General features: G+C 65.1%; 21 protein-coding genes. 12 read left to right on the forward strand and 9 right to left on the reverse strand.

Going from position 1 to position 24,091, the window contains the following annotated elements; genetic code table 11:
• Positions 1 to 124 precede the first annotated feature (124 nt).
• The 6 genes from HZZ13_RS21420 to glyS all read left to right on the forward strand — a co-directional run bounded on the left by HZZ13_RS21420 (position 125) and on the right by glyS (position 5,788).
• Positions 125 to 352, forward strand: a complete 228-nt coding sequence (locus tag HZZ13_RS21420) for a putative signal transducing protein (RefSeq protein ID WP_197961520.1) — start codon at positions 125 to 127, stop codon at positions 350 to 352.
• Positions 345 to 1,109: a tRNA1(Val) (adenine(37)-N6)-methyltransferase gene (locus tag HZZ13_RS21425; protein WP_197961521.1), complete on the forward strand. Its 765-nt coding sequence runs from the start codon at positions 345 to 347 to the stop codon at positions 1,107 to 1,109. Before HZZ13_RS21420 ends, HZZ13_RS21425 begins: the two co-directional genes overlap by 8 nt.
• 216 nt (positions 1,110 to 1,325) lie before the next feature.
• Complete coding sequence (locus HZZ13_RS21430) at positions 1,326 to 2,234, forward strand: S49 family peptidase (RefSeq protein WP_197961522.1); 909 nt, start codon at positions 1,326 to 1,328, stop codon at positions 2,232 to 2,234.
• A gap of 104 nt (positions 2,235 to 2,338) precedes the next feature.
• The gene (locus HZZ13_RS21435) at positions 2,339 to 2,530 is read left to right on the forward strand and encodes a hypothetical protein (protein WP_061878481.1); all 192 of its coding nucleotides are present in this window, start codon (positions 2,339 to 2,341) and stop codon (positions 2,528 to 2,530) included.
• 211 nt (positions 2,531 to 2,741) lie between these two features.
• Positions 2,742 to 3,677, forward strand: a complete 936-nt coding sequence (locus HZZ13_RS21440) for a glycine--tRNA ligase subunit alpha (RefSeq protein WP_197961523.1) — start codon at positions 2,742 to 2,744, stop codon at positions 3,675 to 3,677.
• Positions 3,677 to 5,788, forward strand: a complete 2,112-nt coding sequence (glyS, locus tag HZZ13_RS21445; RefSeq protein ID WP_197961524.1) for a glycine--tRNA ligase subunit beta — start codon at positions 3,677 to 3,679, stop codon at positions 5,786 to 5,788. Before HZZ13_RS21440 ends, glyS begins: the two co-directional genes overlap by 1 nt.
• Positions 5,789 to 6,036: 248 nt before the next feature.
• Here glyS and HZZ13_RS21450 read toward each other — a convergent pair whose 3' ends face one another.
• A complete protein-coding gene (locus tag HZZ13_RS21450) occupies positions 6,037 to 6,390 on the reverse strand; it encodes a DUF1236 domain-containing protein (protein WP_197961525.1) in 354 nt (117 codons plus the stop codon).
• A gap of 202 nt (positions 6,391 to 6,592) precedes the next feature.
• Here HZZ13_RS21450 and HZZ13_RS21455 point away from each other — a divergent pair, with 202 nt between their 5' ends.
• Together HZZ13_RS21455 and ppdK are read left to right on the forward strand one after the other, a co-directional pair.
• A complete protein-coding gene (locus tag HZZ13_RS21455) occupies positions 6,593 to 6,748 on the forward strand; it encodes a DUF3096 domain-containing protein (protein WP_008562090.1) in 156 nt (51 codons plus the stop codon).
• Positions 6,749 to 6,844: 96 nt separating this feature from the next.
• On the forward strand, positions 6,845 to 9,772 hold the full coding sequence (gene ppdK / locus HZZ13_RS21460) for a pyruvate, phosphate dikinase (protein ID WP_197961526.1): 2,928 nt from the start codon (positions 6,845 to 6,847) through the stop codon (positions 9,770 to 9,772).
• Between the two features lie 96 nt (positions 9,773 to 9,868).
• Here the strand turns inward: ppdK and HZZ13_RS21465 are convergent, their stop codons facing one another.
• A complete protein-coding gene (locus HZZ13_RS21465) occupies positions 9,869 to 11,143 on the reverse strand; it encodes a multidrug effflux MFS transporter (RefSeq protein WP_197961527.1) in 1,275 nt (424 codons plus the stop codon).
• A gap of 90 nt (positions 11,144 to 11,233) precedes the next feature.
• Positions 11,234 to 13,063, reverse strand: coding sequence for an aminopeptidase P family protein (locus tag HZZ13_RS21470; RefSeq protein WP_197961528.1), 1,830 nt, complete (start codon positions 13,061 to 13,063; stop codon positions 11,234 to 11,236).
• Positions 13,064 to 13,249: 186 nt separating this feature from the next.
• Here HZZ13_RS21470 and HZZ13_RS21475 point away from each other — a divergent pair, with 186 nt between their 5' ends.
• Complete coding sequence (locus tag HZZ13_RS21475) at positions 13,250 to 13,429, forward strand: hypothetical protein (protein WP_197961529.1); 180 nt, start codon at positions 13,250 to 13,252, stop codon at positions 13,427 to 13,429.
• 184 nt (positions 13,430 to 13,613) lie between these two features.
• Here HZZ13_RS21475 and HZZ13_RS21480 read toward each other — a convergent pair whose 3' ends face one another.
• Positions 13,614 to 14,501, reverse strand: coding sequence for a 50S ribosomal protein L11 methyltransferase (locus HZZ13_RS21480; protein ID WP_197961530.1), 888 nt, complete (start codon positions 14,499 to 14,501; stop codon positions 13,614 to 13,616).
• Between the two features lie 161 nt (positions 14,502 to 14,662).
• On the opposite strand from HZZ13_RS21480, the gene HZZ13_RS21485 reads away from it, so the two are divergent.
• Positions 14,663 to 14,818, forward strand: a complete 156-nt coding sequence (locus HZZ13_RS21485) for a Flp family type IVb pilin (protein ID WP_085968950.1) — start codon at positions 14,663 to 14,665, stop codon at positions 14,816 to 14,818.
• Positions 14,819 to 15,090: 272 nt separating this feature from the next.
• Here the strand turns inward: HZZ13_RS21485 and HZZ13_RS21490 are convergent, their stop codons facing one another.
• Positions 15,091 to 16,701, reverse strand: coding sequence for a phytoene desaturase family protein (locus tag HZZ13_RS21490; protein WP_197961531.1), 1,611 nt, complete (start codon positions 16,699 to 16,701; stop codon positions 15,091 to 15,093).
• Between the two features lie 209 nt (positions 16,702 to 16,910).
• Between HZZ13_RS21490 and HZZ13_RS21495 the strand changes: the two genes are divergently transcribed.
• Positions 16,911 to 19,190, forward strand: a complete 2,280-nt coding sequence (locus HZZ13_RS21495) for a fused MFS/spermidine synthase (protein WP_197961532.1) — start codon at positions 16,911 to 16,913, stop codon at positions 19,188 to 19,190.
• A gap of 99 nt (positions 19,191 to 19,289) precedes the next feature.
• Here HZZ13_RS21495 and HZZ13_RS21500 read toward each other — a convergent pair whose 3' ends face one another.
• The 4 genes from HZZ13_RS21500 to HZZ13_RS21515 form a co-directional block, all read right to left on the reverse strand.
• The gene (locus HZZ13_RS21500) at positions 19,290 to 20,225 is read right to left on the reverse strand and encodes a glycerophosphodiester phosphodiesterase (protein ID WP_246504513.1); all 936 of its coding nucleotides are present in this window, start codon (positions 20,223 to 20,225) and stop codon (positions 19,290 to 19,292) included.
• A 98-nt stretch (positions 20,226 to 20,323) separates the two neighbouring features.
• Positions 20,324 to 21,103: a L,D-transpeptidase gene (locus HZZ13_RS21505; protein WP_376707068.1), complete on the reverse strand. Its 780-nt coding sequence runs from the start codon at positions 21,101 to 21,103 to the stop codon at positions 20,324 to 20,326.
• A gap of 189 nt (positions 21,104 to 21,292) precedes the next feature.
• Positions 21,293 to 22,054, reverse strand: a complete 762-nt coding sequence (locus HZZ13_RS21510; protein WP_197961535.1) for an ABC transporter permease — start codon at positions 22,052 to 22,054, stop codon at positions 21,293 to 21,295.
• Positions 22,051 to 22,974, reverse strand: coding sequence for an ABC transporter ATP-binding protein (locus tag HZZ13_RS21515; RefSeq protein WP_197961536.1), 924 nt, complete (start codon positions 22,972 to 22,974; stop codon positions 22,051 to 22,053). Before HZZ13_RS21515 ends, HZZ13_RS21510 begins: the two co-directional genes overlap by 4 nt.
• 284 nt (positions 22,975 to 23,258) lie before the next feature.
• Between HZZ13_RS21515 and HZZ13_RS21520 the strand changes: the two genes are divergently transcribed.
• Positions 23,259 to 23,978, forward strand: coding sequence for a hypothetical protein (locus HZZ13_RS21520; RefSeq protein ID WP_197961537.1), 720 nt, complete (start codon positions 23,259 to 23,261; stop codon positions 23,976 to 23,978).
• Positions 23,979 to 24,091 lie beyond the last annotated feature (113 nt).

The following is a 24,091-nucleotide window of genomic DNA, read 5'->3' on the forward strand; positions in this document are numbered from 1 at the left end:
TCTCCAATATTTGCCCCAGAAGGGCTATTCTGATGGAAAGACAATAGAAACTGGCGGCGGACGCGGCAAGTCCTCGGAACCATTGACATTTGCCGTACCCCCTTTCAGGCAGGAGACCTCCGTTTTGCGTGAACTGGTTCGGACCAACGATATGGTGCTGGTGTCAGCGATCGGCGCGCTGCTCGACGGTGCCAACATCCATCATCTGGTGCTGGACCAGAACATGAGCATCATCGAGGGTTCTCTCGGCATCCTGCCGCGGCGGATCCTGGTTCATGAGGACGACGCCGACGAGGCCAGGGCGCTCCTCACCGAGGCAGGCCTCAGCCACGAACTGCGCGGCGATGATTGAGGCCGCGGATATTACCGAGGACGCGTTTCTCGGCGGGCAATTGCGCTTGATGCAGAAGCGGTCAGGCCACCGCGCCGGGCACGACGCCGTCCTGCTCGCAGCGGCGACCGACGCTAAGTCGGGGGATCGCGTGGTCGACCTTGGTGCCGGCATCGGCACGGCGGGGCTTGCGCTGGCGCGGCGCGTCGCGGGGATCAGGCTCAGCCTGGTCGAGATCGATCCGGAACTGGCGCAGCTCGCGCGGGCCAACGCCGCAGCGAACGCCATCGCCGCCGAGGCCATCGTGCTCGACGTCACCGCCGACGCGCAGGCGTTTGCAGCAAACGGACTCCTGCCCGACAGTGCCGACGCCGTCTTGATGAACCCGCCCTTCAACGATCCCGCACGCCATCGCGGCTCACCGGATCAGGCGCGCCACATCGCGCATGTGGCGAGGGAGGAGACGCTGCATGCGTGGGTGCATGCGGCCCGCCGTATTCTCCGATCGAGCGGCGTGCTGACTCTGATCTGGCGCGCGGACGGAATCGGCGACGTGATGGCAGCGCTGTCACGCGGTTTCGGCAGTCTCGCGATCCTGCCGGTTCATGGCGAAGCGGGAAAGCCCGCGATTCGCGTGCTGGTGCGCGCAGTCAAAGGCGGGCGGGCACCGACGCGATTGCTGCCGGGCCTCATGCTTAACGACGAGTCAAACGTGCCTAAAAAAGGGGTGAGAGATATTCTGGAGGGGAGGGCGGCGTTGCCGCTGGGGGAGCCGTGACGGCTTACTGCGGAAGCGATTCCGTCTGCTGCTCTTGCGGGGACGTAAAGCGAATCGCCGTGAAAAGCGCACCGATCAGCAGCAACAGCAGATAGATCTTCATGGCGTTTCCTTCCGCTGCCTATTGCAGCTTCCCAACGGGGATTCTGCAAAACACGTTCCAGGCACTTTCAATGACACTCGCGTGATAAGAAATGGTTAATCAGAGGTAAGGCGATGGCCAAACAATTGAACGATCGTGAGAGTTCCGGCCTGGCCGACAAGCTCATGCAATATCTGCCGGCGCGCTTTCGTCCCGGAACGGCGGTCGTGCCGGTGGTGCGGCTGTCCGGTGTGATCGGGGCGGTGACGCCGCTGCGTCCGGGCCTGACGCTTGCCGGCGTCGCGCGGGTGCTGGAACGCGCGTTTTCCTATCGGCACGCCAAGGCGGTGGCGCTGGTGATCAACTCGCCCGGCGGCTCGCCGGTGCAGTCGCGCCAGATCTACTTGCGCATCAAGCAGCTCGCCGCGGAGAAGAAGCTGCCCGTGCTCGTGTTCGTCGAGGACGTCGCGGCCTCCGGCGGCTACATGATCGCCTGCGCGGGCGACGAGATCATCTGCGATCCCTCCTCGATCCTCGGCTCGATCGGGGTCGTCGGCGGCAGTTTCGGTTTTCAGGAGGCGATCAGGCGGCTCGGCATCGAGCGGCGCCTCTACACCTCAGGCGAGCACAAGGCGATGCTCGACCCGTTCCTTCCGGAAAACCCTGATGACGTCATGAGGCTGAAGGCGATCCAGCGCGAGATCCACCAGATCTTCATTTCGCTGGTCAAGGAGAGTCGCGGCGCCCGGCTAAAGGGAGCCGACGACGCGCTGTTCACGGGTGAATACTGGGCGGGGGATAGCGCGATCGCGCTGGGGCTCGCCGACAGCATCGGCGATCTCCGCTCAACTCTTCGTGCCCGCTATGGCGAGAAGGTTCTCACCCCCGTGATCGCCCAGCCGACCGGGCTGCTCTCCGGCCTTTTGGGCCGGAAATCGCCCGGGGCGGGGCAGCTTTCGGCCCTGGAATCAATGGCCGGCCTGCCGGACGAGCTGATCTCGGCGGTCGAGACGCGGGCGATTTGGGCGAAATTCGGGTTCTAGGGCTTGCGCTCCCGCGCCATTTCGTCCGGGCGACACCGATTGCGGTGCAGGTCCATCTGCGCAAGAATGTTCGCGGGGGCTGAGCATGAGACGAGGATCGACAGATGCCGCCGTTCGTCGCTTTCGCGGGCGTCCTGGGCGGGCTTGCCGTGGTCCGCTGGGCCTACAAGACCGCTGTCAGGATCAACCAGGAGCTGGAGGAGATGCGCCTGTCGCGCGTCACTGAGGCCGCCCGGATGGGGGATATCCAGACGCTGAAGCGTGACCCTGTGACCGGAGCTTACCGGCCGGGCTAGGCACCCCTCCACGCGCTCGTCATTCCGGGGCTCGCGAAGCGAGAACCCGGAATCCATCGAACCAGGGAGTCAGCGGCGCATTGGATTCCGGGTTCGCCCTTCGGGCGCCCCGGAATGACGGCCATTTGCGACCCCCTTCGCCTTGATTCCCATCCCCGCCGTCGATACGGTCCCGCGCGATTCAAACCCCCCGCGAGAGCCTGATCTGACGATGGACGCCTCATTGCCCGCCCATATGCGCCCGGAACGCTCGTTCCAGGGCTTCATCCTCGCGCTCCAGCGGTTCTGGGCCGAGCAGGGCTGCGTGATCCTGCAGCCCTACGACATGGAGATGGGCGCGGGCACCTTCCATCCGGCGACCACGCTGCGCGCGCTCGGGCCAAAGCCCTGGAATGCCGCCTATGTGCAGCCCTCGCGCCGGCCCAAGGACGGCCGTTACGGCGAGAACCCGAATCGGATGCAGCACTATTACCAGTTCCAGGTGATCATGAAGCCGTCGCCGCCGAACCTTCAGGAGCTGTACCTGAAGTCGCTCGCGGCGATCGGCATCGATTCCGCCGTGCACGACATCCGCTTTGTCGAGGACGATTGGGAGAGCCCGACCCTGGGCGCCTGGGGCCTCGGTTGGGAGTGCTGGTGCGACGGCATGGAAGTCAGCCAGTTCACCTATTTCCAGCAGGTCGCGGGCTTCGAATGTGCGCCGGTCGCGGGCGAGCTCACCTATGGGCTCGAGCGCCTTGCGATGTATGTGCAGGGCGTCGACCGCGTCTACGACCTCAACTTCAACGGCCGCGAGGGCGAGGCCAAGGTCACCTATGGCGACGTGTTCCTGCAGGCCGAGCAGGAATATTCGCGGCACAATTTCGAACATGCCGACACCGCGATGCTGTTCGAGCAGTTCAAGATGGCAGAAGCCGCGTGCCGCAAATATCTCGACGCCGGCTGGCGCGAAGGCAATCGCAAAGAGCATCTGATGGCGCTGCCCGCCTATGACCAGTGCATCAAGGCGAGCCACGTCTTCAACCTGCTCGACGCCCGCGGCGTGATCTCGGTGACCGAGCGGCAGAGTTACATTCTGCGCGTGCGTGAGCTGGCAAAAGCCTGCGGCGAGGCTTGGATCCACACTGAAGCGGGCGGAGCGGCCTGATGCCCGATCTTTTGCTTGAACTGTTCTCGGAAGAAATCCCAGCGCGCATGCAGGCGAAGGCGGCCGATGATCTGCGCCGCATGGTCACCGACAAGCTGGTTGCCGAAGGCCTGGTCTACGAGGGCGCAAAAGCCTTCGCGACGCCGCGGCGCCTTGCACTCACCGTGCACGGCATCCCTGCGCGCCAGCCTGATCTGAAGACCGAGCGCCGCGGCCCGAAGGTCGGCGCGCCAGATGCGGCCGTGCAGGGCTTCCTCAAGGCGACCGGATTGAAGTCGCTGGAGGAAGCAAAAATCCAGCGCGATCCCAAGGGTGATTTCTACATCGGCTTGATCGAGAAGCCTGGCCGCGACGCGATCGACGTGCTCGCGGAAATCCTGCCGGTCATCATCCGCACCTTCCCCTGGCCGAAATCGATGCGCTGGGGCGCGCGCTCCGGCAAGCCCGGCTCGCTGAACTGGGTGCGTCCGCTGCATGCGATCACCGCGACCTTCGGCCTCGAGACCGAACAGCCCGATGTCGTGAAGTTCGAGGTCGATGGCATCGAGGCGGGCCAGACCACTTACGGCCATCGCTTCCTCGCGCCCGCGCCGATCCAAGTGCGTCGCTTCGAGGACTACGAAGCCAAGCTTCTTGCCGCGAAAGTCGTGCTCGACCCCGAGCGCCGCAAGGACGCGATCCTCTCCGACGCCAAGCAGCTCGCCTTCGCGCAAGGTTTTGAGCTGGTCGAGGACCAGAACCTGCTCGACGAGGTCGCCGGTCTCGTCGAATGGCCAATCGTGCTGATGGGCTCGTTCGAGCCGGAGTTCCTGAAGACTCCCGACGAAGTCATCCGCGCCACCATCCGCAACAACCAGAAGTGTTTTGTGGTGCGCGACCCCAGGACGGGCAAGCTCGCCAACAAGTTCATCCTGGTCGCCAATATCGAGGCGACCGATGGTGGTGCGACCATCATCGCCGGCAACGAGCGCGTCATCCGCGCGCGGCTGTCGGATGCGAAGTTCTTCTACGAGACGGACCTCAAGACCAAGCTCGAGGACCGGCTGGCGAAGTTCGAGCAGATCGTGTTCCACGAGAAACTGGGAACGCAGGCGGAGCGCATCAAGCGCATCGAGCGCCTCGCCGCAGAGATCGCCCCGCTGGTCGGCGCCGACGTTGGCAAGGCCACGCGCGCGGCGCATCTCGCCAAGGCGGATTTGCTGACCGAAGTCGTCGGCGAATTCCCGGAAGTGCAGGGCCTGATGGGCAAGTACTATGCGCTGGCGCAAGGCGAGGACGCCTCCGTCGCCGCGGCCTGCGAGGAGCACTACAAGCCGCAAGGGCCTGCCGATCGTGTGCCGACCGATCCGGTCAGTGTTGCCGTGGCGCTCGCGGACAAGATCGATACGCTCGTTGGATTCTGGGCGATTGACGAAAAGCCAACGGGATCGAAGGACCCGTATGCGCTGCGCCGTGCGGCGTTGGGTGTGATCCGGGTCGTGCTCGACAATCAAATTAAGATCAGTTTGCGAGAAGTCGCTAGGGAGCATCTGGAGCGCTCATACGGGAAGCAATATTTGGAAGTTGCCGAGAAGCTCGACGATCTGATGGTCTTCTTCGAAGACCGTCTTAAGGTCCAGTTGCGCGATCAGAGGGCACGTTACGATCTTGTTGACGCAGTGCTCAACTCCGGGTCGTTGGTACAAGGGCATCCTCTGGTCGTGATCGTCCGGCGCGTCGAGGCGCTGGGCAAGTTCCTCGACTCTGACGACGGCAAAAACCTACTTGCCGGCACCAAGCGCGCCAGCAACATCCTCTCGATCGAGGAGAAAAAGGACAAGCGCTTGTATCATGGCGCACCAAATGCTGCGCTTTACAATCTTGACGAGGAGAAGGCGCTGGCCGAGGCGATCGACGAGGTGCAGGTTGAAGCCAGTGCCGCCGTCGCAAAGGAAGACTTCGCCGCTGCGATGAGCGCGATGGCAAAGCTGCGTCCGCCGGTCGATGCGTTCTTCGACAAGGTCCGCGTCAACGACGACGATCCGAAGGTGCGCGAGAACCGCCTGAAGCTCCTCAACGAAATCCGCAGCGCCACGCGCGCGGTGGCCGATTTCTCGAAGATCCAGGATTGAGGCGCGGCCGCGCAACAAGCACCACCGTCATTCCGGGGCGCGCCACCTGGCGCGAGCCCGGAATCCATTTCTCCTCATGACGCGCGGCACGATGGATTCCGGGTTCGCGCTTTCGCGCGCCCCGGAATGACAGAACAAAAAAGCCCCGCCCGGCGGGGGGAGGACCGGGCGGGGCCTGATGTCCGATTTAACACTGCTCGCGCCAGCCTGATGTGACGCGCCGGACATCGAATGCAGTGGCAGCGTTCTTAGTCCAGCACCTCGACGATGCGGCGCGAGCGCGGCTCGACCAGCACGGTCTCGCCGTTCACGACGGTGTAGCGATAGGTCGTGGCGCCGAAACGTTGCGGCACGTCATAATAGGTAATGCCTGCCTCGGGTAAGGTCGTGCCGACCACCACGCGATCCGGAATGCGGAAGGCTGGCACGCGTTGTTCGATGACATATTCGCGAAAAGCCGGCCGCTGTTCGACGGCAATGGTCGGCGCGCCGTCGACGATGGCGGGCGCGCGTCCGATCGTGACATCGCTTTGCGCCTGCGCCGCAAGGGGCGCGCCAGTCGCGGCCGCAAGCGCTGCGAGAGCAAAAATCCTGTTCCGCATGGACAACTCCTTCGACGTGATTCTTCGGCCCAATGCGTTGCCCGCCGCCAATGTTCCGGGAAAAGGCCTGCCGTAACAGCGGCAATTTCGGGCAGTTTTCGTGAGGCCGGGAACTCGCAGCAGGTCTTGCGCATCTCTACTCCCGGAACCCAGCCGGTTATGATCCGCGCGCGATTCGCCTCACCTCACAGAAAGATAATTCATGCACATCACCGTCGCCCACATTTCGCCGATCCTGTCGTTGATTGCGGGCGTGCTCATCCTGATCATGCCGCGGCTTCTCAACCTCATCGTCGCGATCTTCCTCATCGTCAACGGCGCGATCGGGCTCGGGCTCCTGAAGTGGCTCCGCTTCTAGGCGTTCACTTTTCGGAACAGTCCGTCTTGCGCGGGCCCGCCCAAAATGGTGTAAGGCCCGCGATTTCCCATTCCTCTCGCAGGTTGTGTGCAAGCTATGGCCAAAGCCGCCTCGAAGCCCAAGAAAATCCCGGCGAAAATCCCAGCGAAATCAAAGCCCTCCGCCGCAGCAAAGGCAGCGCCGCCAGCCCGCAAGGCACTGGCCAAGAGCGCGCCGAAGCCGGTCGCCAAACCCACTGCAAAGCCAGCGGCAAAGGCCGTGACCAAGGCGGCTCCGCCGAAGGTCGCCGCGAAGCCCGCGCCGAAGAAGGCTGCGCCCGCCAAGACGGCGCCGGCGGCGGCCAAGGCCGGCAAATGGGTGTACACGTTCGGTGACGGCAAGGCCGAGGGCCGGACGGAAATGCGCGACCTGCTCGGCGGCAAGGGCGCCAACCTCGCCGAGATGGCCAATCTCGGCCTGCCGGTGCCTCCCGGCTTCACCATCCCGACCTCGGTCTGCACCTATTTCTACGAGCACGACAAGACCTACCCGAAGGAACTGAAGCCGCAGGTTGAGAAGGCGCTCGACTATGTCGGCAAGTTGACCGGTAAGGTGTTTGGCGACACCAGGAACCCGCTGCTCGTCTCGGTGCGCTCCGGCGCGCGCGCCTCGATGCCGGGCATGATGGACACCGTGCTCAATCTCGGCCTCAACGACCAGACCGTGGAAGCGCTGGCCCAGCTGTCGGGCGACCGCCGCTTCGCCTATGACAGCTATCGCCGCTTCATCACGATGTATTCCGACGTGGTGCTCGACTTCGAGCATCATCACTTCGAGGAGATCCTCGACACCTTCAAGGACAGCCAGGGCTACACGCTCGACACCGATCTGTCGGCCGAGGATTGGGTCGAGCTGGTCGGCAAGTACAAGGACGCGGTCGCACGCGAGACCGGCAAGGAGTTTCCGCAGGATCCGCACGACCAGCTCTGGGGCGCGATCGGCGCGGTGTTCTCATCCTGGATGAACACGCGCGCGGTGACCTACCGCAAGCTGCACGACATTCCGGAGTCCTGGGGCACCGCGGTCAACGTGCAGGCCATGGTGTTCGGCAATATGGGCGAGACCTCGGCCACCGGCGTTGCTTTCACCCGCAATCCTTCGACCGGCGAGAGCAAGCTTTACGGCGAGTTCCTGATCAACGCGCAAGGCGAGGATGTGGTCGCGGGCATCCGCACGCCGCAGGACATCACCGAGGAGGCGCGGAAGGAGTCCGGCTCCGACAAGGCGTCGATGGAATCCGCGATGCCGGAGGCGTTCAAGGAGCTGACGCGCATCTACACGCTGCTTGAGAAGCACTACCGCGACATGCAGGACATGGAGTTCACGGTCGAGCAGGGCAAGCTCTGGATGCTCCAGACCCGCAGCGGCAAGCGCACCGCCAAGGCGGCGCTGCGCATCGCGGTCGAGCTCGCCAATGAAGGCCTGATCTCGAAGAAGGAAGCGGTGACGCGGATCGATCCGGCTTCGCTCGATCAGCTGCTGCATCCGACCATCGATCCCAACGCCAAGCGCGATGTGATCGCGACCGGCCTGCCGGCGTCGCCCGGTGCGGCCTCCGGCGAGATCGTGTTCTCCTCGGACGAGGCAGCCAAGCTTCAGGGCGACGGTCGTAAAGTGATCCTGGTCCGCATCGAGACCAGCCCGGAAGACATCCACGGCATGCACGCCGCCGAAGGCATCCTGACCACCCGCGGCGGCATGACCTCGCACGCGGCGGTGGTCGCGCGCGGCATGGGCAAGCCCTGCGTCTCCGGCTGCGGCACCATCCGTGTCGATTACGGCCGCGGCACCATGAGCATCGGCTCGCGCACCTTCAAGACCGGCGACGTCATCACCATCGACGGCTCGCTCGGCCAGGTGCTCGCCGGCCGCATGCCGATGATCGAGCCGGAGCTGTCCGGCGAGTTCGGCACGCTGATGAACTGGGCCGACCAGGTCCGCAAGATCGGCGTCCGCGTCAACGGCGATACGCCGGACGACGCGCGCACCGCGATCAAGTTCGGCGCCGAAGGCATCGGCCTCTGCCGCACCGAGCACATGTTCTTCGAGGAGACGCGCATCCGCACGGTGCGCGAGATGATCCTCTCCGAGGACGAGCAGTCGCGCCGCGCCGCGCTGGCCAAGCTGCTACCGATGCAGCGTGCCGACTTCGTCGAGCTGTTCGAGATCATGAAGGGCCTGCCCGTCACGATCCGCTTGCTCGACCCGCCGCTGCACGAGTTCCTGCCGCATACCCATGCCGAGGTCGAGGAAGTGGCGCGCGCCATGAACACCGACCCGCGGCGCCTCGCCGACCGCGCCCGCGAGCTCTCGGAGTTCAACCCGATGCTCGGCTTCCGCGGCTGCCGCATCGCGATCGCCTATCCCGAGATCGCCGAGATGCAGGCCCGCGCGATCTTCGAGGCGGCTGTCGAGGCGCAGAAGCGCACCGGCAAGGCCGTCGGCCTCGAGGTGATGGTGCCGCTGATCGCGACCAAGGCCGAGCTCGATCTCGTCAAGGCGCGGATCGATGCCACCGCACAGGCCGTGATGCGCGAGACCAACACCAAGCTCGCCTATCAGGTCGGCACCATGATCGAGCTGCCGCGCGCCTGCCTGCTCGCGGGCGAGATCGCGCAGTCGGCCGAGTTCTTCTCGTTCGGCACCAACGACCTGACGCAGACGACCTACGGCATCAGCCGCGACGACGCGGCGAGCTTCCTCGGTCCCTACGTCGCGAAGGGCATCCTCTCGGTCGATCCCTTCATCTCGCTCGATCAGGAAGGCGTCGGCGAGCTGGTCAAGATCGGCGTCGCGCGCGGCCGCAAGACCCGCACTTCGCTCAAGGTCGGCATCTGCGGCGAGCACGGCGGCGATCCCGCCTCCGTCGCCTTCTGCCACCATATCGGTCTCGACTACGTCTCCTGCTCGCCCTACCGCGTGCCGATCGCGCGACTTGCAGCGGCGCAGGCCGCGCTCGGCAAGGCGATCGCGAGCCAGGCGTAAGCCGAAGCACAGATACGGAGTTTGAAAGAGGCGGGGTCCGGCCCCGCCTCTTTTATTTCAGCTCTTCGCAATACGGGCTGGGGCGCGCAGCGCCGCTCACATCATCCCGGTCTCGTCCTCCTCGGCCTGCCCGATCAGCGCCGCGCTCGCCACCGCCTCGCGGCGGGGCACGACGAACATCATCACGCAGGCGCAAAGGATCGAGATCGCGAGCACCGCTGAGGTCAGCGGCAGCGTCGTTGCGGAGTGGCCGCCGAGATAGGCGCCGAACTGCGACATCAGTGCGCCAATGCCTTGCTGCAGGAAGCCCATCGCTCCCGAGGCGGTGCCGGCCGCTTCGGGACGGATGCTGATGGCGCCTGCGGCGGAATTCGCCATCACGAAGGCGTTGCCGGCCATCACGATCATCTGGGTGCCGAACAGCCAGGCGGGCGCCTCGTTCCAGCCGGCGAAGCTCCAGAGCAGGTTCGCAAGACTGCCGCAGAGCTGCAGGGCGAGCCCGAACCAGATCAGCTTCTCCAGCGAATGGCGCGGCGCAAAGCGCACGCAGAGCAGATTGCCGACCAGAAACGCAAAGCCCGTGGTCGCGAACCAGGCGCCGTATTCGGCGCTGCTGCGGCCCATCTGCGTCACCACGATGTAGGGCCCGCCGCCGGCAAAGGTGAAGATGATCTGGGACGCGAGCACCTGGCACATCACATAGCCGACGAAGGCGCGATTGCGGATCAGCATGCCGAGATCGCCGCGAAAGCCGCTGCCGGCGGCACGGCTGCGGCGGGTCTCAGGCAGCGCCAAGGCGATCCCGACGGCAACGACGATGGCCGCGACGGTGATGGCGTAGAAGATCGCGCGCCAGCCCAACGCGGTCTCGATCAGGCCGCCGGTGAGCGGCGAGACCATCTGCCCGATCATCAGCGCCGCGACCACGAGGCTGATCATCGAGGCGACGCGGTCGCGCTCGTAGATGTCGCGGATGATGGCCCGGCTGATCACCATGCCGGATGCGCCGCCGAGCGCCTGGAAGAAGCGTGCGGCGATCAATTGCGGCAGGGTCTCGGCAAAAATGCAGGCGCCGCTGGCAACCACCATAAGCGCCAGTCCCCCCAGCAGCACCGGACGGCGGCCGAACCGGTCAGACAGCGGACCCATGATCAGCTGCGACAGCGCGATGCCGACCATGTAGAGCGACACCGTCATCTGCGCCACCGAGATGTCGCTGCCGAACGTCGTCGCCAGCACGGGCAGCGCCGGAACCAGGATGTAGAGCGAGATCGGCGCGACCCCGGTCATCACGACCAGCAGCAGCAACACCAGACGAGACGTCGCGATGTTGCTGGCCATTTCCGGCGGCTTGCTGATCATGCCGTGCATCGCCGGACACTAGCTGCATCGCGTCACGAGCGAATACGCTCATTTCGGCATACGGCTATGCGCGAGGCGTCAAGCCGTCTTTTGACGGATCTAGAGCTTCAGCTCCGCCGTGGCCTGATCGAGCCAGGCCTTCGTCGCCTCGTCCAGCGCCGGCCGCACGTCGTTCCTGACGCGCGCATGATAGGCGTTCAGCCAATCGAGCTCGTCGCGGCTCAGCATCGCGACATCGATCAGGCGGCGGTCGATCGGCGCCAAGGTCAGCGTCTCGAACGCGTTCATCGGCTTCTCGGCGCCCTTGATCTCGGCGGCGACGACCAGCTCGAGATTCTCGATGCGGATGCCGAAGCCGTCGGTCTTGTAATAGCCGGGCTCGTTGGACAGGATCATGCCGCGCTTCAGCGGCGTGGTGCCGAGCTTCGAAATGCGCGCCGGCCCCTCATGCACCGAGAGATAGCTGCCGACGCCGTGGCCGGTGCCGTGCTCGAAATCGAGCCCGGCGGCCCAGAGATATTGCCGCGCCAGCGTGTCGAGTTGCGCGCCCGTGGTGCCGTCCGGAAAGACGGCGCGCGCGATCGCGATGTGGCCGCGCAGAACGCGGGTGAAGCGGTCACGCATCTCATCCGTCGGCTTGCCCACCGCCATGGTGCGCGTGACGTCGGTGGTGCCGTCTTCATATTGCGCGCCGGAATCGATCAACAGGAGATCGCCGGGCGCGATCCGCCGGTTGCTCTTGCGGCTGACGCGGTAATGCACGATGGCGCCGTTCGGGCCGGTGCCGGAGATGGTCGGGAACGAGACGTCCTTGAGCGCGCCGGTGTCGCGGCGGAAGGTTTCCAGCGCCTCGACCGCGTCGATCTCGGTGAGCTTGCCGCTTGGCGCTTCGCGATCGATCCATGCGAGGAAGCGCGCCAGCGCCACGGCGTCGCGCACGTGAGCCGTCTTGGTGCCCTTGATCTCGGTCGCGTTCTTGACCGCCTTGAGCAGTGCAACCGGATCGCTGCCGCGCACCGGCTTGCCGCCGGCGGCCGTGATCAGCCGGCTGAGTGCGTCGGCCGCGGTGGCGTTGTCGAGCGCGATCGATCCACCAGTCTTGGCCAGCGCCATCAGCGTCGGCGCCATGGCGTCGGGTTCGCGCACGTCGGCGGACTGCTCGAGATGGTCGCGTGTGAGGTTGGAGAGCTTGCGGTGGTCGATGAAGATGGTGGGACGGCCGTCCTTCGGCACCAGCGCGTAGGACAGCGGCAGCGGCGTATGGGCGACGTCGGCGCCGCGGATGTTGAAGGTCCAGGCCACGGCGTGGCTGTCCGACAGCACCAGCGCATCGGTGCCGAGCTTGGCGATCTCGGCCCTGATCTGCGTCAGTTTCTCCGCTTCAGTGAGACCGGCATGCTGGAGGCTGTGCACCGCGACCGGGGCGAGCGGCGGCTGTGGCCGGTCCTGCCAGACTGCATCGATCGGATTGCTGTCGACGGCGACCAACTCGGCGCCGGCCTTGGCGCAGGCTGCGGACAGCCGCTCGGCTGCCGAAAAAGTGTGCAGCCAAGGATCAAATCCGAGGCGGTCGCCGGCCTTCAGATGCGCCGCCACCCAGCTCTCCGGCGGCGGGTCGATCAGCGCTTCCACCGCCCACGCCTTGACGTCGACCTGCTTGGCCGCTTGCAGCGTGTAGCGCCCGTCGACGAACAGCGCAGCCTCATGCGGCAGAACCACGGCTAGTCCCGCCGAGCCGGTAAAGCCGGTCAGCCAGGCGAGCCGCTCTTCCGATGGCGGCACGTATTCGTTCTGCTGCTGATCGGCACGTGGCACGACGAAGCCGGTCAACTTGCGACGGGCAAGCTCTTCGCGAAGTGCGGCCAGTCGTGCCGCCAACGCGACGCCGGCCTCCGGCTCCTCGAATGTCTGGAAGTGCGCTTCGAACATGGTGGATCACTTTAGGATCATGGGGATCAGTCCGCAATCTAGACGCATTTGCGTCGCATCTGGCATGGACTGTGCTTGAATAGTTCCATTCGAATTGAGTGAAGTAAAGGATGCGGCAGTTGCGCTTCGTCCGGATAACAGGGAAATTCGAGCAGGTGGTTCATCTCAACGGCGAGGGGACACACGATGCCAGCGTTCACCTTTGAGAAGATTTCGCCGCCGGCGCGCCGCGCCCCGACGGCGGCAGTACCGAAGAAGCCGCGCGGCCTCATCAGCCAGATGATCGACCGTTTCGCCGAGCGCCGCGCCAGGCGCGCTTTGCAGGGGCAGGGCGCGTCACGCCGCGATGAGAAGCCGAGGGAATAATGCGGCGCGGGTTGGCATTTCACCTCTCCCCGCTTGCGGGGAGAGGTCGGACCGCATCGCAGATGCGATCCGGGTGAGGGGGTACAGGTCTCTCGACGATCTCGCGTGTGGAGAGAGGCCCCTCACCCCAACCCTCTCCCCGTAAGAACGGGGCGAGGGAGCGCACCGCCACCTTGGACGCGCTTTACCTCACCTTCCGCAACAACAAGCTGCTCCATCCCTCGATGCGCAGATGCTTCACCGGCACGAGGCCGCGGGCACGGTAGGCGGCGATCACGGCGGGCGCCTGGTGCGTCAAGAGGCCGGAGAGGATGACGCGAGCGCCAGGCGCAAGGTGCCGCACCATCGGGCTCGCCAATTGCCGCAACGGATTGGCAAGGATATTTGCGAGCACCAGGTCGAACGGGCCTCTACGCGCAAAATCCGGCGCGGCAAAGCCGGTCGCGCGGATGACCCGCACATGATTGCCAACTTCGTTCAGCGTGGCGTTCTCAGCCGCCACCCGTACCGATGGCGGATCGATGTCGGAGGCCAGCACCGCGCGATGCAGCACCTTCGCCGCCGCGATCGCCAGCACGCCTGTGCCGGTGCCGAGATCGAGCAGATTCCTAGGGCGGGAACTCTTCAGGACATGGTCAAGCAGAAGTAAACAGCCGCGCGTCGTGCCATGGTGACCGGTGCCGAAGGCGAGCGCCGCCTCGATCTCGATGGCGAGCTTGTTCGGCGCCACACGGTCACGATCGTGGCTGCCGTGCACGACGAAGCGGCCCGCCGGCACCGGGACGAGATCTTCGAGGCTGGCCTTGACCCAGTCCTTGGCTTCGACGGTGTCGAAGACGAGCGTCGCCGCGATCTCATTTCCTGCTGAAGTTGCAACGAGTTCGCGCAGCCATGCCTGATCCGGCGCATCGGCGAAATGCAGCGTGACGTCCCATCGTCCGTCAGGCCGTTCGAAGGCGGCAACTGCCGCGTCGCCGTCGAAAAACACCTCGGTGAGCACGTCGACGACGCGCTTGGCGTCGACTTCGCTGCCGATCGAGAAGCTGGCGCGATGGGTGGGGGAAAGCTGCATCAGGGGTCCGTTCAGTGCAATTTTTGGAACTTTTGGTGCCAAGTTTCCCGACAAGTTAAGGTTCACGCGTTAACGCGCCTGTAGCGTGTGCCACGTATATTTTCGGATGCATAAGCCAACCAACGCATCTTGGAATTGAACGGAGGCGAGCCTTGAAGCGCATGATTCAAAAGTTCTGGTCGGACGAGTCCGGTGCAACCGCGATCGAATACGGCCTGATCGCCGCGGGTATCGCCCTGGCGATCATCACCGTGGTGAACGGCCTCGGCACCACCATGAACGAGAAGTTCACGTCGATTAGCACCTCCTTGAAGTAATTTCCGCCGGCTTCTCCCAGCGGGGGCTATTTTCTTCAAAGGCTATTCCTGATCACCGCCCGCTGGGGATTCCCCCGGCGGGCGGGGTCGTTTTTGCCGCCCGACTTCACAGCTTATCCCCCGGCTTGTCCCGTCCCTGTCTACCACTTTTCCCGTGATCGCCCCGCCGATTGTCCACCGGCTTTCCCCAGGATCGCTACCGGCCCTCTCGCCGAAGCATCCCCGGCCGGTCACAGACCTTTCGACAGCCTGTCCACAGCCAATCCACAGCCCTATCCACGGCTTCCGAACAGCGAGCGGTGGTCCCGCAGGATCGCTTGCGCGGCGTTATGGCCGGGCGCGCCGGTGACGCCGCCGCCGGGATGGGCGCCGGAGCCGCAATGGTAGAGGCCTCTCAGCGGCCCGCGATAATCGGCGTGGCCCAGCATCGGCCGCGCCGAGAACAGCTGGTTCAACGTCAGCGCGCCGTGGAAGATGTCGCCGCCGAGCAGCCCGAACTGCCGCTCGAGATCGAGCGGAGACAGGATCTGCCGGCCGAGCACGCTCGCCGCAAAACCCGGGGCGTACTTGTCCACCGTCGCGATCATGAGATCGGCGACCTCCTCGCGATGGTCGTCCCAGGACCTGCCATCGGGAAGGCTTGGTGCGACATGCTGGCAGAACAGGCTCGCGACATGCTTGCCGGCCGGAGCCAGCGTGTCGTCGAGCGTTGAGGGGATCAGCATTTCCACCACGGGCTCGCGGCTCCACCCTTGCGCGCGCGCGTCGAGCCAGGCGCGGTCCATATAGCCGAGGCTCGGCGCCAGGATGATGCCCGAGGTGAGGTGATCGCCCTCGCCTGGTAGCGCCGTGAAGGAGGGCAGGCGGTCCAGCGCCACGTTCATGCGGAATGTGCCGGAGCCGTTCTTCCAGTGCCGGATGCGGGCGAGGAAGTCCGCAGGCAGCGCGTCGGCCGCGATCAGGCGCGTGTAGAGCAGCTTCGGATTGACGTTGGCCGCGACATATTTCGCGCGGATGGCAGAGCCGTTCTCCAGCACGACGCCGACGGCGCGATCGCGCTCGACGATGACCTCGCGGACGCCGGCATCCGTGTCGATCACGACGCCGCGCTCGCGTGCCGCGCGTGCCATGGCCTGCGTGATCGCGCCCATGCCGCCGATGGCGTGGCCCCAGACGCCCTTCTTGCCGTTCACCTCGCCGAACGCGTGATGCAGCATCACGTAGGCGGAGCCGGCGGCGTAGGGGCTGGCATAGTTGCCGACGATGGCATCGAAGCCGAACAGCGCCTTGACCAGATCGTGCTCGAACCGTTCGTCCAGCATCTCGCCGGCCGAGCGGGTGAACAGATCGAGCAGGCTGCGGCTCTGTTCCAGCGTCAGGCCGCGCAGAATGTTGGCGCTCTGCAAAGCGTTCACGGCCTCGCGGATCGCATTGGGGCCGAAACCGTCGAGCAGGTTCGGCGGCGCGCGCAGCACGAATCGCCTGAGCACGTCAGCAATGTCTTCCAGCTCGCGCGCGAAGCCGTCGAGGGCTTCCGCATCATGCGCGCTGAGCCGCGCCACCGAGGCTTTCGTCCGCCCCTCGCCGGTGAGAAGATAGCTGCCATCCGGCGCGGGCAGAAAATTCTGCGCGCGCCGCTCGACAATGCGCAGGCCCTGCTCGGCGAGCTTGAGGTCACGGATCACCTGCGGATTGAGCAGGCTCACGGTGTAGGCGGCGACCGAATTCCTGAATCCGGGATGAAACTCCTCCGTCACCGCGGCACCGCCGACCACCTTGCGCCGCTCGATCACGCGCACGCGCAGACCCGCCATCGCGAGATAGGTCGCGCAGGTGAGGCCGTTGTGGCCCGCGCCGATGATGATGACGTCGGTTTCGGTCATGATGTCCCAGGCGTCATTCCGGAGCGATGCGCAGCATCGAATCCGGAATCTCGAGGTTCCGGGTTCGCCTCTTCGAGGCGCCCCGGAACGACATCTGTATATCAGGCATTTCTTGCTGCAACATCACGCCACGCTTTATTGCCCGTTCAGGCGCCCTGTGCTCCATTGCGCGCGGTCCGGCGCCCGCCGGGGTTTGAGCCGGAGCTTCCATGGATTCGATCGTGCAACCCGCCGCCACGGAGCAGCCGTCGTCGTCGCGCAACCGGCTGCTGCTGACGGTCTACACCGCTGCGATCTTCGTCAGCGCGCTGCTGCTGTTCTCGGTGCAGCCGCTGTTCACCAAGATGGTGTTGCCGCGGCTCGGCGGCTCGCCGGCGGTGTGGTCGGTGGCCATGGTGTTCTTCCAGTCGCTGCTGCTGGCCGGCTATGCCTATGCGCATTTGTTGATGCAGGCGCGGGGCCGGATCGTCCCCGTTGCGGTGCATCTGGTGCTGCTGGTCGCCGCCTTCGCCACGCTGCCGCTCGGCATCGCCTCCGCCTACGGCGAGCCGCCGGCCTCGGGCTACGCGCTCTGGCTGCTTGGCCTCTTCGCGGTCTCGATCGGGCTGCCGTTCTTCGCGCTGGCCGCCAATAATCCGCTGCTGCAGGCCTGGTTCGTCCGCACCGGCCATCCGGCCGCGCACGATCCCTATTTCCTCTATGCCTCCTCGAATATCGGCAGCTTCCTCGCACTGCTGTCCTATCCGTTCCTGCTGGAGCCGATGTTCACGCTGCAGATGCAGAACCGGTTCTGGACCGGCCTCTATGGCCTGTTGATTCTTCTCATCGGCACCTGCGGCGTGCTGTTGTTGCGTTCGCCGAAGCTGGCGCTGACCGACGCGCGGGTGGATGACGTGAATGCGCCCGCGCCCGGCCTCTTGACGCGGCTGCGCTGGATCTTCCTCGCCGCCGTGCCCTCGGGCCTGCTCATCGCCGTCACCGCGCACATCTCGACCGACGTCGCGGCGGCGCCGCTTTTGTGGGTGCTGCCGCTGTCGCTGTACCTCTTGACCTGGGTGGTCGTATTCCAGTCGCGGCCGCTGCTGCCGCACAAATGGATGCTGATGCTCCAGCCGGTCGCCATCGCGGGCATCGTCGTTCTGCTGGCCTTCGGCGGCGAGCAGAACCTGCTGCTGACGCTCGGCGGGCATCAACTCTGCTTCTTCGTCATCGCCATGGCCTGCCACGGCGAACTGGCGCGGACGCGGCCTGCTGCCAAATACCTCACCGGCTTCTATGTGGCGCTATCGTTCGGCGGCATGGTCGGTGGCTTGTTCGCGGGGCTCGTTGCGCCCTTCACCTTTTCGTGGATCGCCGAATATCCGATCCTGATCGCGCTTGCCGCGCTGTGCCGTCCGTCCGCGAACGAGCGGCTGGCCGCCGTCGTCAAATGGTACTGGCTGGCGCTCGCCGCACTCGCGGTGGCGCTCATCGCGCCGTCATACACGACCGGCGGCATGTCGAGCTGGTTCGAGGATCATCGCGTCTGGGTCGCCGGTGCCGTCGGCGTGCTCGCCGCGCTGCTCGCGCTGATCCTCAATGCCGGGCGCTGGAAGATCTTTGCCACCGTCGCGCTGGCGCTGGCATTGATCCGCCTTTATCCCGCAGACGAGGGCCGCGTCACGACCGTGCGCAGCTTCTTCGGCGTGCACAAGATCGTGGAGACGCCGGGCGGCTATTTCCATGTGCTGATGCACGGCACCACCATTCACGGCGCCGAGCGCTTCCGCAACAATGACGGCACGCCTGTAACCGGCCGGCCCGAGCCGATCACCTATTATCACAAGGACGGCGGCATCGGTCAGGCCGTCAGCGCGATCCGCGAGCGCAAGGGCGCGCCGCTGAAGGTCGCCGCGATCGGCGTCGGCTCCGGCACGCTCGCCTGCGCCGCCGAACCGGGGGAGGACTGGACCTTTTTCGAGATCGACCAGTCCATGGTCGACGCAGCGCGTGACCCCAGGAATTTCCGCTACATCTCGAGCTGCATGCCGGACATGAAGCCCGTCATCGGCGATGCGCGCCTCACCTTCGCCAAGGAACCCGACGGCGCCTATGATCTCATCATCGTCGATGCCTATTCGTCTGATGCGATCCCGATCCATCTTGCCACCGAAGAGGCGATGAAGATCTACAAGGACAAGCTCGCGCCGCACGGTTCCGTGGTGATGCACGTCTCGAACCGGCATCTGGATCTCGAAACCGTGGTCGTCGGCATCGCGGACGCCAACGATCTCAAGAGCTGGGTCTTCAACGAGGATTCCGGGCGCGATGGTGACTACATCTTCTCGACCGACGTCGTCATCTCCGCGCGCGAGGAGGCCGATGTCGGCAGGCTCGCGTCCTCCAAGCAGTGGGAGCAGACCGAAGCCGACGACAGGGTGCGGGTCTGGACCGACGATTATTCTAACATCCTGGGCGCGCTGTATCGGCGTTGGAAGGACGGGGAGTAGGGCCCTCTTCGTAGCCCGGATGGAGCGAAGCGCAATCCGGGGCCGCTCCATGCGTGGGTTCTGTCCCGGATTTCGCTGCGCTCCATCCGGGCTACGAGATTAAGGCATCACCGGCGTTCCCGCCGGCAGCGCAATCCCCTTCTCGCCGGCGACCTGCCGCAGCAGGTCCGGCCGATCCGAGATGATGCCGTCGACGCCGATCTCGATCATCCGCGCCATGTCCTCGCGCTTGTTCACCGTCCAGACCACGACGCGCAGCCCGAGAGCGTGAGCCTCGGTCACGAGCGCCGCGGTGACGTCGCCGAAATAGGGCGACCAGATCGCGCCGCCCGCAGCCTTGATCGTCCGCGGCAGCGAGCCGCCGTGATCGGCCGGGCTGAACCCCGCCGTCCAGTTCGTCGCCTTGTCGAGCGCAACCGTCGGAGCCGAGCCGCGCTGCAGCGTCAGGTACACGGTTGGAATCTTCGGCGCCTGCTGCTGGACCAGCAGCAGGGTCCGCCAGTCGAACGACTGGATCATGACGCGATCGGAGAATCCCTCGGTCTCGATCACCCCGAGCAGCTTCGCGACGAAGGCCTGCGGATCAAGCGTCTCATCCGGATGGTTCGGATCGATCTTGGTCTCGATGTTGAAGCGCACCTGTGTGTTGCCGGACTTGCGCACCAGCGCGAACAGCTCGGGCAGGGTGGGAATGCGCGTCCCCGGCAGCGCATGCTGGTCGGGGAATTGTCGCGAGTAGGCGCTGTCGGGGCGGATCCGGCCGACGTCATAGGTCCTGACCTCGTCGAGCCGCAGCTTGACGAAAGGCGTGCCGGGCGGAGCGACGTAGGCCCCATCGGGCCGCCGTGCGAGATCGGGATTGAGTCCGCGCTCATGCGAGACGATGACCTGGCCGTCGGCGGTGACGCCGACGTCGAGCTCCAGCGTGTCCACGCCCATCGTCAGCGAATGGGCGAAGGCGGGCAGGGTGTTTTCCGGCAGCAGCGCCCGCCCGCCGCGATGCGCCTCGAGGTCGAAGGCCAAATCAGATCCCATGGCTTGTCCGGCAGTGAGAAGCGAGAGCAGCACCGGGATTGTCGTGGCACGTGATGGCATGGTGCCTCGAAGATCCAAGGCGGTTGATGGTCGCAGCGTCAGTTCTGATAGTAATAGCCGCGCGGCTGATAAACCTGACGAGGCTGCTGCTGATAATAGTAGCCCTGCTGGCCATAGCCTTGGTCGTAGGTTGGCTGCGGCAGTTGCTGATAGGCCTGCGTGCCATAGGGACGCGTGATCGAGCGCGGCGCCGGATAGCGCGCGCCGGTGTCGCTGCCGTCGGCCGGATAAATGTAATTGTCGTCCTGCGGCATGTAGCGGCGGGCGGGCTGCTGCGGCGTCAGGTTCACGGGATCACCCGTGGTGGCGTACTGCTCCTCGGCCGGCTGTTGCGGGGCGCGGGCCAGTGCTGTGTTGTTACGGCCGCGCGGATTGCGCGCCAGCGCCACCTGTGCCGAACCGGTCAGCGTCACCGTGGTGTTGAGCACGCCCTGCTGCTGCACCAGCGCATAGAGCGTCGAGGCGTTCTGGCGCGACAGGCGCACGCAGCCATGGGATGCCGGCGAGCCGAGCCGGCCGACCGAGTCCGTGCCGTGGATGGCGTGCCCGATCTTGGTGAAGAAGATCGCGTGCGGCATCGGTGCATCGTCGAATTCCTTGGAATAATGATCCTCTTCCATGCGGAAGGCGCGGAAGGCGCCGTTCGGGGTCTCGCGCGAGGGGATGCCGGTCGACACCGGCCAGTGGTAGCGCGCGACACCGTCGACGGCGACGGTCATCTGCTGATTGTCCTTGTCGACAGTGATCTCGACCTTGGCCTGCGCGGTGCCCGCGCTCAAAATCATCAGGGATATGAAAGCAATCAAAAACGAACGCATCTGACTTCTGGCCTCCGGTCTGTACATATTCGCGCCGCGGCTCTCCGTCCCCCGGCGTGCATTATGCCTTTAGCTCGGCGTTGGTTCCAGCGGCCTGCCTGTCCATCGTTAACGTGATGCCGGGCGTAAGCAAGGCCGCTTTGTGCCGCGCCGGCTGGCGGCGCTGACATTTTCGCGAGCGCCGCGCGGTCAGTTCTTGAGCCGGTAACCCGTCCGAAAAATCCACCAGATCACGACCAGGCAGATCACCAGGAACGCCACCGTCATGCCGATGCTGACGGACACGCTGACGTCGGCGATCTCGTAAAAGCTCCAACGGAAGCCGGAGATCAGGTAGACGACCGGGTTGAGCAGCGCGACCGTGCGCCAGGCGGGCGGCAGCATGTCGATGGAATAGAAGCTGCCGCCGAGGAAGGTGAGCGGCGTCACCACCAGCATCGGAATCATCTGCAGCTTCTCGAAGCCATCGGCCCAGATGCCGATGATGAAGCCGAACAGGCTGAACGTCACCGCCGTCAGCACCAGGAAGGCCAGCATCCAGACCGGATGGTGGATGTGAAGGGGCACGAACAGGCCGGCGGTCGCCAGGATGATCAGGCCGAGGATGATCGACTTGGTCGCGGCGGCGCCGACATAGCCGAGCACGATCTCGAAATAGGAGATCGGCGCCGACAGGATCTCGTAGATCGTGCCGCTGAATTTCGGGAAGTAGATGCCGAACGAGGCGTTGGCGATGCTCTGCGTCAGCACCGAGAGCATGATCAGGCCCGGGACGATGAAGGTGCCGTAGCTGACGCCCTCGACCTGGTTGATGCGCGAGCCGATGGCGGCGCCGAACACCACGAAATAGAGCGAGGTCGAGACCACCGGCGAGACGATGCTTTGCAGCAGCGTCCGCCAGGTGCGCGCCATTTCGAACAGGTAGATGGCGCGGATGGCGCGGTGGTTCATGACGTCCTCACGAGGTCGACGAAGATGTCCTCGAGCGATGATTGCGTGGTGTCGAGGTCGTTGAAGCGGACGCCGGCAGTGCGGAGGTCGCCGAGCAGGCTGGTGATGCCGGTACGCTCGCCCTGGGTGTCGTAATCGTAGACCAGCGTCGCGCCGTCATCGCAGAGCTCAAGCTCGTAATGCGCGAGGCTTTCCGGCAACGACGAGACCTTGTTCTGCAGGTGCAGCGTCAGCCGCTTCTTACCGAGCTTCTGCATCAAGGTCGTCTTGTCCTCGACCAGCACGATCTCGCCCTTGTTGATGACGCCGATGCGGTCGGCCATCTCCTCGGCTTCCTCGATGTAATGCGTGGTGAGGATGATGGTGACGCCGGACTGCTGAAGTCCGCGCACCACCTCCCACATGCCCTTGCGCAGCTCGACGTCGACGCCGGCGGTCGGCTCGTCCAGGAACAGGATCTGCGGCTCGTGCGAGAGCGCTTTGGCAATCATCACGCGTCGCTTCATGCCGCCGGAGAGCGTGATGATCTTGTTGTCCTTCTTGTCCCACAGCGAGAGGTCCTTCAGCACCTTCTCGATGTGATCGGGGTTCTTCGGCTTGCCGAACAGGCCGCGTGAGAAGCTCACGGTCGCCCACACGCTCTCGAAGGCGTCGGTGTGCAATTCCTGCGGCACCAGGCCGATCAGCGAGCGTGCCTTGCGGTAGGAGGTCTGGATGTCCTCGCCGCCGACCAAGACGCGGCCCTGGCTCGGATTGGCGATGCCGCAGATGATCGAGATCAGCGTGGTCTTGCCGGCGCCGTTGGGGCCGAGCAACGCAAAAATCTCGCCGCGCTTGATGTCGAGATTGACGTTCTTGAGCGCCTTGAAGCCGGACCCATAGGTCTTCGACAGATTGGCGACGGAGATGATGGAAGACATGATGGCCGCAAGGCTGAGGAGCAAAGGCTGGGGAAGGGGCCGGACCATCCAGGAGGCAGGTCGGCGGAGCCCTGAAATAGGAACGCCATTGTCTCTCCGCAATTCCCCGGAGAAAAATGGCCTCAAAACGGCCGCTTCAATGGCATGTTCCGGGCAAGTGTTGCGCGATGGTCACGGCTTGCTGCTAAGATTGGTGGTCACGCGGCTCTTTGTTGCGTCTGCGAGCGCGCCGTGGCTACGATTCCGGCCAATCGCGAAGCGTTTTGCCTCCAGGGAAAAGATCGATGAGACCGAACGGCCGTCACACCGCCGGCGCCAGCCAATTGTTCGCCCTCCGCGCGTGGGCGATGGGCCTGCTCCTGCTGTCAGCTGTTGCCATCAGCCCGACCACCGCCAAGGCCGCGCCGAGCCAGGCTGCGGCGGCGACCACGCATGTCTATCTGCTCCGCGGCGTGCTCAACATCTTCTCGCTCGGCCTCGACACGATCGGCGCCCGCCTCCAGGCCCAGGGCATCCCGGTGACCGTCGCCAATTTCGTATCCTGGTCCTCGCTCGCCGATGAAGCGGCGGCTGCCTACAAGGCCGGTCGGCTCAAGACCATCATCCTGGTCGGCCACTCCTCCGGCGCGACGGCGCTGCCCGACATGATCGCCAAGCTCAACCAGCTCGGCGTGCCCGTGAAGCTCGCGATCGGCCTGGACTCCGTGTTCAAGACCAAGCTCTCGACCGGCGCGGAACGCTACATCAATATCTATATCGGCGACGGTCCCGGCGAGCCGGTGCGGGCCGCGGCCGGCTTCCGCGGCAAGCTCGACAATGTCGACGTCCGCGGCACCGGCGTCGGCCACATCTCGATCGACAAGAACGAGGCGATCCAGCGCCGCGTCATCGCCGAGATCGACGCCGCCATCATGCGCTCGCGCGCCCCGGCTGCTCCCGTCGCCGAACCCGGCGCACCGCGGCCCGCGCGTGCGGCTGCGGCCGCTGCGCCGGCAAGGAACTAGTCAAGGAACTAGTCCGGAACGGCCACGCTTCGGCGCCGCAAAATCTGCCAATTCCGCGGTCATGAAGGACCGCAAGGGGAGGCGCCGCCTCCGGTGGTAGGACTTCTGGACGG

Origin of the sequence: Bradyrhizobium agreste, assembly GCF_016031625.1 — a bacterium.
GTDB classification, from domain to species: Bacteria; Pseudomonadota; Alphaproteobacteria; order Rhizobiales; family Xanthobacteraceae; genus Bradyrhizobium; species Bradyrhizobium agreste.